Consider the following 8324-nt stretch of genomic DNA (forward strand, 5'->3'; position numbering starts at 1 on the left):
CAACGACGGACACCCGCACGAGGAGGGGCGCCCCTGGAACCAACCGTTTTTGGGGGCGCCCTTCGTCGTGGAGGAGTCCTCCGTCGGAGGTCAGCGCATCTTTCCGCCGCGCGGCATCCGCATGCCCTTCGGCATCGGACCCTTCGGCAGCGGCATGTTGCTCATCAGGTCGCCCATGGCCCGCAGCCGGTCGTTGGCCGCCGTCACCTGGGGGCCGGAGAGCACGCGCGGCAGCTTCAGCATGGTCGTGCGGACCTTCTTCAGCGGCACCTGGCCCTCGCCGTTGCCGACGATGATGTCGGTCACCGGCACGTCCACGACGATGCGGGCCATCTTCTTCTTCTCGGCCGCCAGCAGGGGCTTCACCCGGTTCGGGTTGCCCTCGGCCACCAGCACGATGCCCGCCCGGCCGACCGCGCGGTGCACGACGTCCTGGCTCTTGTTCATCGCGATCGCCGGGGTCGTCGTCCAGCCGCGCCCGATGTTGTCGAGCACCGCGGCAGCCGCGCCCGGCTGGCCCTCCATCTGCCCGAAGGCCGCGCGCTCGGCACGTCGTCCGAAGACGATGGCCATCGCGAGCAGCGCCAGGATGAAGCCCAGGATGCCCAGGTAGACCGGGTGCCCGATCAGGAAGCCGATCGCGAGGAGGACACCGAGTACGACGATGCCCACGCCCGCGACGACAAGTCCGACCTTCGGGTCGGCCTTTCGGGTCATCTTGTACGTGAGGGCGATCTGCTTCAGTCGCCCCTGGTTCGCAGCGTCACCGCTGCCCGTGTTTGCCTTCCTCGCCATGTCCTGAAGTTTACGTGGCCCGGGAAGCGCGGCCAGCCACGGCCTCCATCACATGCTGGGCCTCGACCCGGTCCTTGGCCCGGCGGCGGTCCTCCAGGACCGAGTTCCAGGCGTTCCGGCGGGCCGTCCGCTGCCCTCCGGCGAGCAGCAGGGCCTCGACGGCCTTCAGGGCCTCGGTGACGGACGGGATGGCGGTGGCACGGACGTGGGTCGCGGCCTGCATGGCGGGGGTCCTCCCTCAAGCGTGGATGAGACGAGGTGGGGGGTGGTGCGAGTGCGGCGCTCACGACGGGGTGTGCGGTGAGTGAAACCAGGCTCACAGACTGGTGTTACCAGTGCGTGACCCGGTGGTCAAACACTGATGAAACGTTGATGCGGCCATCTGCACGCACCCGGGGACACGGACGCGACCCGTACGGCCCGCTGACCTGCGGGGGTGTACGGGTCGCGCCGGATCAGCCACTACCGGCCGGTAACTTCTTGTGCGTGAATTCACACGCCGATCGCGCGCCGATCACGCGGCGGCGCGCACACCGATCACGCGCCGGTCACGCGGCGGCGCGCAACGCCGGTCACGTCATGCCCTCAGACGGCCTGCGTGGCGTTGTCGACCGCGCCGCGCTTCTCGATCGCCTGCTGGTAGAGCCGGCCCGCGCGGTACGAGGACCGGACCAGCGGGCCCGACATCACACCGGAGAAGCCGATCTCGTCGGCCTCCTCCTTCAGCTCCACGAACTCATGCGGCTTCACCCAGCGCTCGACCGGGTGGTGCCGGACGGAGGGGCGCAGGTACTGCGTGATCGTGATGAGCTCGCAACCCGCCGCGTGCAGCTGCTGGAGCGCCTCGCTGATCTCCTCGCGGGTCTCGCCCATGCCGAGGATCAGGTTCGACTTCGTGACCAGACCGTAGTCACGGGCCCGGGTGATGACGTCCAGCGAACGCTCGTACCGGAAGCCGGGACGGATCCGCTTGAAGATCCGCGGCACCGTCTCCACGTTGTGCGCGAAGACCTCGGGGCGGGAGGCGAAGACCTCCGCCAGGAGTTCCGGCACCGCGTTGAAGTCGGGGGCGAGCAGCTCGACCTTCGTACGGCCGTCGGCGCGGCCCGCCGTCTGCTGGTGGATCTGGCGCACGGTCTCCGCGTACAGCCAGGCGCCGCCGTCCTCCAGGTCGTCGCGCGCGACGCCGGTGATGGTGGCGTAGTTCAGGTCCATCGTGACGACCGACTCACCGACGCGGCGGGGCTCGTCACGGTCCAGCGCCTCGGGCTTGCCCGTGTCGATCTGGCAGAAGTCGCAGCGCCGCGTGCACTGGTCACCGCCGATGAGGAAGGTGGCCTCGCGGTCCTCCCAGCATTCGAAGATGTTGGGACAGCCCGCCTCCTGGCAGACCGTGTGCAGGCCCTCGCTCTTCACGAGCCCCTGCATCTTCGTGTACTCGGGGCCCATCTTCGCCCGGGTCTTGATCCACTCGGGCTTGCGCTCGATGGGGGTCTGGGCGTTACGGACCTCCAGGCGCAGCATCTTGCGTCCGTCGGGTGCGACTGCGGACACGACCGGCTCCCTGTAGCTTCGATTCTTCGGCGCACACCAGGGTACGCCCGTTGTTCGTACGGTTTTGTTTACGCCTGGGCAACCTGTGGCCAGAGCCCGGCATTCCCCGCGCGATTCCCTACGCGGAGGTGGTGGCCGTCCCGCGCTCGACCGGGCGCGGCTTCGGCTCCGCGTTCTCCAGGACGGCGCGCAGATGCTTCTCGACCACCGGCAGGACCTCCTCGATCGTGATGTCCCGGCCCAGCTCGCTCGCAAGCGAGGCCACGCCCGCGTCCCGGATGCCGCAGGGGATGATCCGGTCGAACCAGGCGTTGTCCGGGTTCACGTTCAGGGCGAAGCCGTGCATGGTGACGCCCTTGGCGACCCGGATCCCGATCGCGGCCAGCTTGCGGTCCTCGCGGCGCTGACCGGCGTTGGACGGGGCGTACTCAGGGCCGTTGAGCCGCGGGTCGAACTCCGGGTCGCTCAGCCGCGGGTCGAAGTCCAGCGAGAGGCCCTCCCGTCGCCCGTCACCACCCTCGCCGGAACCGCTGCGCGCAACCCCCTCCGGATGCGCCGGACGCTGCTCCACCGGGTCGCCCAGCACCCACACGCCGCTGCGGCCCTCGATCCGGGTGGTCTCCACGCCGAACTCGGCGGCCGTGCGGATCAGCGCCTCCTCCAGACGGCGCACGTGCGCGACGACGTCGACCGGACGGGGAAGCTTCATGATCGGGTAGCCGACGAGCTGACCCGGGCCGTGCCAGGTGATCTTTCCACCGCGGTCCACGTCCACGACCGGCGTCCCGTCCAGGGGGCGCTCGCTCTCCTCCGTACGCCGGCCCGCCGTGTACACGGGCGGGTGTTCCAGGAGCAGACAGGTGTCGGTGATCTCGTCGGCGAACCGGGCGGTGTGCACCTCGCGCTGCTTGTCCCAGGCCACCTGGTACTCGACGGCGTCGTCGCCGAAGCCCAGACGGACGAATCGCAGCTCACTCACGGCAGTGCCTCCTCCTGGGCGCCGTGGCCGGGTCCGGGGATCGTCCCGGGGCGGCTCGGCACCATGCGTCATTCGCGCCCATGCCACTGTACGGCGGCGTGACGGACACCGGTCCGGCAGGTGCGGGGGGCCCGGCACGGGGACCCGTCGGTCAGCCACGGCCCCGATCCTCACACGATCGGATGAATGTGGGGCGAAGGAGGCGGTATCGGCGGTGAGGGCCGCTAAATTCACGCCGTTCCATGAGGGTCCGCACGGGCTTCCACCTGGGCCCGGAAGGCAGGAGACCGCACAGCTGATGACGGAACGACCCCCGCAGCGCATCCCGAACCGTCGGCTCGCCGCGCTCATCGCCGAGGCCGGATTCTCCAACGCGGGACTGGCGAGACGGGTGGACCAGCTCGGTCTGGAGCACGGACTCGACCTGCGGTACGACAAGACCTCCGTGACCCGCTGGCTGCGCGGTCAGCAGCCGCGCGGCACCACGCCCGCCCTGATCGCCGAGGTCTTCACCCGGCGCCTGGGCCGCCGCCTCTCCGCGCAGGACCTCGGTCTGGACGCCTGCGCCCCCGTGTACGCCGGTCTCGAGTTCGCGGCGACACCCGAGGAGGCCGTCGACATCGTCAGCGGGCTGTGGCGGAAGGACTCCGGCAGCCACGCGGAGCTGCGCAAGATCGCCTTCACCCCGGCGGGGCTCGTCGTCCCCAGCCGCGACTGGCTGATCGGCCGGGCCGACGACCGGGTGGCACGGAGCGAGAGCGCCACGCCGAACGGGCGGCTCGGCGCGGACGGCAGGCTCGCGCAGGACCCCCGCGTGCCGCACCAGGGCCGGCTCTCGGTGCCCCGGCAGCGCGGCACGGACCGGGGGCCCGGGCAGCGGGTCTCCAGCGGCGACATCGCCGCGCTGCGCTCGGTCGGTGAGCTGTTCCGCACCCTCGACCACGCGTACGGCGGCGGCCACGCCCGCCAGGCCCTCGTGCGCTACCTGGAGCACGAGGCCGAGCCGATGCTGCGCGGCGTCTACGGGGAGACCGTCGGCCGCCGCCTGTTCGCCGCGGCGGCCGACCTGACGAGACTGGCCGGCTGGACCTCGTACGACATCGCGGCGCACGGACTCGCCCAGCGGTACTTCGTCCAGGCTCTGCGGCTCGCGCAGGCGGCGGGGGACCGGGCCTACGGCTCGTACGTCCTGATCACCATGAGCCGGCAGGCCGTCTACCTCGGCCACGGGCGCGAGGCCGTGCAGCTGGCCCGGGTCGCACAGCAGGGCGTCGGCTCGGCCGCACCGCCCGTCGTCCAGGCCCTGCTGCACTCCGTGGAGGCGCGCGGGCACGGGGTGCTCGGCGAGGCCCGGGCGTGCGGTGCCGCGCTGGCCAGGGCCGAACGGGCGCTGGAGGCGGCCAGGCCCGGGGACGACGTGCCGTACTGGGCGCGCCCCTTCGACGAGGCGCAGCTCGCCGACGAGTTCGGGCACTGCCACCGCGACCTCCAGCAGTACCGGGCCGCGGCGCAGCACGCCGAACGCTCCCTCCAGCTCCGTGCCCCGGGCTTCGCGCGCAGCCGCCTCTTCTGCCGGGTGGTTCTCGCCTCCGCCCGCCTCGGCCTCGGCGAACTGGACCAGGCGTGCGCGCTGGGCGCGGAGGCGGCGCAGCAGGCCTCCGAGATGCGCTCGGCCCGCGCGCTCGAGTACGTCCGCGACTTCGAACGCCGTCTGGAGCCGTACCGCGACGCGGCCGCGGTCCGTGTCTACCGCGACCGCGTGGCGGCGATCGGCTGACGCCCCGCGTGCCTGCCGGCGGTCCCGCCCGGCCGGCCGGGCACTTCTACGCCGCCGCCTCCGCCGGGGCACTCCGGGGCACACGGACGCCCAGGTCCGTCAGGAGCGCGTGCGCCGCGCGATGGGCTGAGGTCAGGGCCCCCTGGGGCGTGGACGTGTCGCGATGGTCGCCGCAGACGTAGAGACCGGCGAGCAGACGGACCGGGCGACGGGGGTCGTGCGGCGGAGGCATCGCGGGGATCGCCTCGGGGGTGTGGTGCAGGGCGAGGAGCTCCCACTCGTCCGTCGACGTTCCGTACAGGGTCGCGAGGTGCTTGCGGACCCGGCGCTCCGCGTCGTCGGGCGGGGTGCCCAGAACCGTCGAGGTGACCAGGACCCGGCCCGCGGGTGCCCGCGTGGGATCGACGGCGCTCATGACGGCCGTGTGCGCGACCGGGCCGCCCGGGTCGGACTCCAGAATCAGGACCGGGTCGGGTGCGGGTGCCTCAGGGGCCGTGTGATGCAGCACGGTGAGCGCGTGGAAGCCGGGTACGCGCAGCCCAGGCAGCAACTCCGCCGCCGTACGCGCGCCCGTCGCCAGCAGGACCGAACGGCAGCCGAAGACTCCGTGCTCCGCCGTCTCGACCCGGTTGATCGCGACGTCCGTGACCCGGACGCCCGTCTGCACCGTCCCCGGCGGCAGCGACGCGGCGAGCAGCTCCGGCAGCGAGCCGGCCCCGCCCTCCGGCACGCAGAGCCGCCCGCGTGCGAACGCGCGCAGTGCCAGGTCGGCGTAGCGACTGGACGTGGTCAGGTCGGGATCGCCGAGCAGCGCCGCGATCAGGGGCCGTACGACCCCCTGGACCGTGCGCGCCGGCAGCCGGGCCGCCAGGGCCTCGCGGGCCGTCCGCTCCGGCCGGGCCAGCAGGCGCTGAGCGGGCGTCGCCGCGAGCCGTGCCAGCGAGGCACCGAGCCGCGCCTGGTCCAGCGAGGCGGCCGGATTGCGAGGGGCGCTCGCGAGGGCGCGCGCCACACTGAACGCTCCCCCTACGCGCCAGGGCGTGTGGGTGGAGCGCCGACGTGGGTGCGGGAACGGTTCTCCGACCCTCGCGTAGCGACCGTCGCTGTGCACCAGGGCCCCCGGCGCGAACGGCCGCAGCGCCACCCCCTCCAGGCCCCGCGTCCGGAGCAGTTCGGCGTGCGAGGCCGTGAGCAGCGGCCCGGTCCGGTCGAGGCGGAAGCCCTCCATGTCGTCGGTGGCCAGCCGGCCGCCGACCCGTGGCCGGGCCTCCAGGACCGTGACGCCGAGCCCGGCGCTGGTCAGCATGTGGGCGGCCGCGAGCCCCGCGATCCCGGCCCCGACGATGACGACGTCCGTGACGACGTCCTTGTGGCGTGCGGTACTGAGCACGTGCCCCTCCCCAGGTCGGCGCGGCTGGTGGGAGGCCTATGCCCCCAACCGGCCCCCGGAATGCCCGCGTTCGCATTCAGGGCATGCCAGCCTGGGGCTTCGTACGGGCCCGCGCCAGCGGCGCGCGCGGGGGTGCACGCAGCACGGGGTCGCACCGCGTGGCGTCAGGCGGCCGCCCGGATCGACTCGTCGATCGTCGGGAAGGCGAAATCGAACCCCGACTCCAACAGGCGGCTCGGCAGCACCCGCTGACTGCCCAGCACATCCACCGCGAACTCCCCGAGCGCCAGGCGCAGCGCCGGCGCCGGGACCGTGAGGAGCGTCGGGCGGCGCAGGACCCGGCCCATCGCCGCCGTCACCTCCCGGTTGGTCACCGGCTCGGGGGCCGTCAGGTTCACCGGACCCGCCAGGGAGTCGGTGTCGATCAGATGCCGCAGGGCGGCCACCTCGTCGTGCAGCGAGATGAAGCTCCAGTACTGCCGGCCGTCGCCCATCCGCCCGCCGATCCCGGCGCGGAAGACCGGGAAGAGCCGGCCCCACGCCCCGCCCTCGGCGGCCACGACGAGTCCGGTGCGGGCGTAGGCGACCCGGATCCCGGCCTCCTCGGCGGGGGCCGCCGCCGCCTCCCACTCCACACAGACCGACGGCAGGAAGCCCTCGCCCGCGGGCGCGCTCTCGTCCACCGCGCGCGAGCCCGTGTCGCCGTAGTAGCCGAGCGCCGTGCCGCACACCAGGACCTTCGGCGGGTCGGCCAGTGAGGCCAGGGCCTCCGCGATCGTGCGCGTACCGAGCACGCGACTGTCGCGGATCTCCTTCTTGTACGCCTCGGTCCAGCGGCGCTCGCCGACGCCCGCGCCCGCCAGGTGCACGACCGCGTCGACCCCGACGAGCCCCGCCGCGTCCACGTACAGCCGCGCCGGGTCCCACTCGATCTCGTCCGCGGTCCGGGCGGGCCGCCGAACCAGGCGGCAGACATGGTGGCCGTCGGCGCGCAGCGAGCGCACCAGGGCCGTGCCGATGAGTCCTGAGGCGCCTGTGACGGCGATGCGCGAGCGTTGCATGGGGACATCCTGCCCTCCCCGGTCCGGACGTGGCACAGTGGCGGACATGATCGCGCCGGAGACGCACATACGACAGGCTCTCGCCGCCGACGGGGACGCGCTGGCGGAGCTGGACCGCGCCACCTGGTCGCCGCTGCACGCCGTGCTCCCGCCGCCGGAGCCCCCGTACGCGCCGTTCTTCGACGACCGGCACCGGCCCGAGGACTTCCTGGTCGCGCAGCGGGGGCCGGACGTGGTGGGCTATCTGCGGCTCGTGCCGCCCACCCCGCTCGCCTGCAACGCGCACGTCCGCCAGATCCAGGGACTCGCCGTCGCCGAGAGCGCCCGCGGCCTGGGCGTGGCCCGCGCGCTGCTGCGGGCCGCCTTCGACGAGACCCGGCGCCAGGGCTGCACGCGGATCACCCTGCGCGTCCTCGGCCACAACAAACCCGCCCGCGCGCTCTACGCCTCCGAGGGCTTCGTGGTGGAGGGCGTCCTGCCCGGCGAGTTCTTCCTGGACGGCGCGTACGTCGACGACGTCCTGATGGGCCGCTCGGTCGCACCCTAGGGACGGCCCACAGGCCCCCGGGGATCCCGTTCGCCGGATGAGGCCCCAGCGTCCCGTCCGCCGGATCAGGCCCTGGCATGCCGTCCGCCGGATCAGGCCCCGGTGGCCCGTTCGTAGCACCGACCCCTAGTACTCCAGCTGTAGATCGCGATCTTGCTGGTCGGGGCGGGTCCGGGCACGGGTGCGGCCACCGGTGATCATCGGTGTGTGAAGACAGAAGA

8 protein-coding genes are annotated in these 8324 nt (G+C 73.0%); 2 read left to right on the plus strand and 6 right to left on the minus strand.

Going from position 1 to position 8324, the window contains the following annotated elements:
- Positions 1 to 90: 90 nt before the first annotated feature.
- The 4 genes from ACFUJR_RS37990 to lipB form a co-directional block, all read right to left on the minus strand.
- On the minus strand, positions 91 to 795 hold the full coding sequence (locus ACFUJR_RS37990; protein WP_383179866.1) for a DUF4191 domain-containing protein: 705 nt from the start codon (positions 793 to 795) through the stop codon (positions 91 to 93).
- Positions 796 to 805: 10 nt separating this feature from the next.
- Complete coding sequence (locus ACFUJR_RS37995) at positions 806 to 1018, minus strand: hypothetical protein (protein ID WP_383179863.1); 213 nt, start codon at positions 1016 to 1018, stop codon at positions 806 to 808.
- 362 nt (positions 1019 to 1380) lie between these two features.
- Positions 1381 to 2349 (minus strand): lipoyl synthase, encoded by a 969-nt coding sequence (gene lipA, locus ACFUJR_RS38000; RefSeq protein ID WP_383179860.1) that lies wholly within the window; start codon positions 2347 to 2349, stop codon positions 1381 to 1383.
- Positions 2350 to 2467: 118 nt separating this feature from the next.
- Positions 2468 to 3328: a lipoyl(octanoyl) transferase LipB gene (lipB, locus tag ACFUJR_RS38005; RefSeq protein ID WP_383179857.1), complete on the minus strand. Its 861-nt coding sequence runs from the start codon at positions 3326 to 3328 to the stop codon at positions 2468 to 2470.
- Positions 3329 to 3626: 298 nt separating this feature from the next.
- Between lipB and ACFUJR_RS38010 the strand changes: the two genes are divergently transcribed.
- Positions 3627 to 5105, plus strand: coding sequence for a regulator (locus ACFUJR_RS38010; protein WP_383179854.1), 1479 nt, complete (start codon positions 3627 to 3629; stop codon positions 5103 to 5105).
- Positions 5106 to 5151: 46 nt separating this feature from the next.
- Here the strand turns inward: ACFUJR_RS38010 and ACFUJR_RS38015 are convergent, their stop codons facing one another.
- Positions 5152 to 6495 carry an NAD(P)/FAD-dependent oxidoreductase gene (locus ACFUJR_RS38015; protein WP_383179850.1) on the minus strand — a complete coding sequence of 448 codons (1344 nt, stop codon included), beginning with the start codon at positions 6493 to 6495 and terminating at the stop codon, positions 5152 to 5154.
- Between the two features lie 164 nt (positions 6496 to 6659).
- Positions 6660 to 7556, minus strand: a complete 897-nt coding sequence (locus ACFUJR_RS38020) for a TIGR01777 family oxidoreductase (protein ID WP_383179847.1) — start codon at positions 7554 to 7556, stop codon at positions 6660 to 6662.
- A 46-nt stretch (positions 7557 to 7602) separates the two neighbouring features.
- Here ACFUJR_RS38020 and ACFUJR_RS38025 point away from each other — a divergent pair, with 46 nt between their 5' ends.
- Positions 7603 to 8103 (plus strand): GNAT family N-acetyltransferase, encoded by a 501-nt coding sequence (locus tag ACFUJR_RS38025; protein WP_383179844.1) that lies wholly within the window; start codon positions 7603 to 7605, stop codon positions 8101 to 8103.
- Positions 8104 to 8324: the final 221 nt, after the last annotated feature.

This window comes from Streptomyces sp. NPDC057271 (assembly GCF_042668715.1).
Lineage (GTDB): Bacteria > Actinomycetota > Actinomycetes > Streptomycetales > Streptomycetaceae > Streptomyces.

Excerpts from the sequence above, each read along its gene's own strand:
- ACFUJR_RS38020 (WP_383179847.1), bottom strand. The coding sequence starts at position 7,556 with ATGCAACGCTCGCGCATCGCCGTCACAGGCGCCTCAGGACTCATCGGC.
- ACFUJR_RS38010 (WP_383179854.1), top strand. The coding sequence starts at position 3,627 with ATGACGGAACGACCCCCGCAGCGCATCCCGAACCGTCGGCTCGCCGCG.
- ACFUJR_RS37990 (WP_383179866.1), bottom strand. The coding sequence starts at position 795 with ATGGCGAGGAAGGCAAACACGGGCAGCGGTGACGCTGCGAACCAGGGG.
- ACFUJR_RS37995 (WP_383179863.1), bottom strand. The coding sequence starts at position 1,018 with ATGCAGGCCGCGACCCACGTCCGTGCCACCGCCATCCCGTCCGTCACC.
- ACFUJR_RS38025 (WP_383179844.1), top strand. The coding sequence starts at position 7,603 with ATGATCGCGCCGGAGACGCACATACGACAGGCTCTCGCCGCCGACGGG.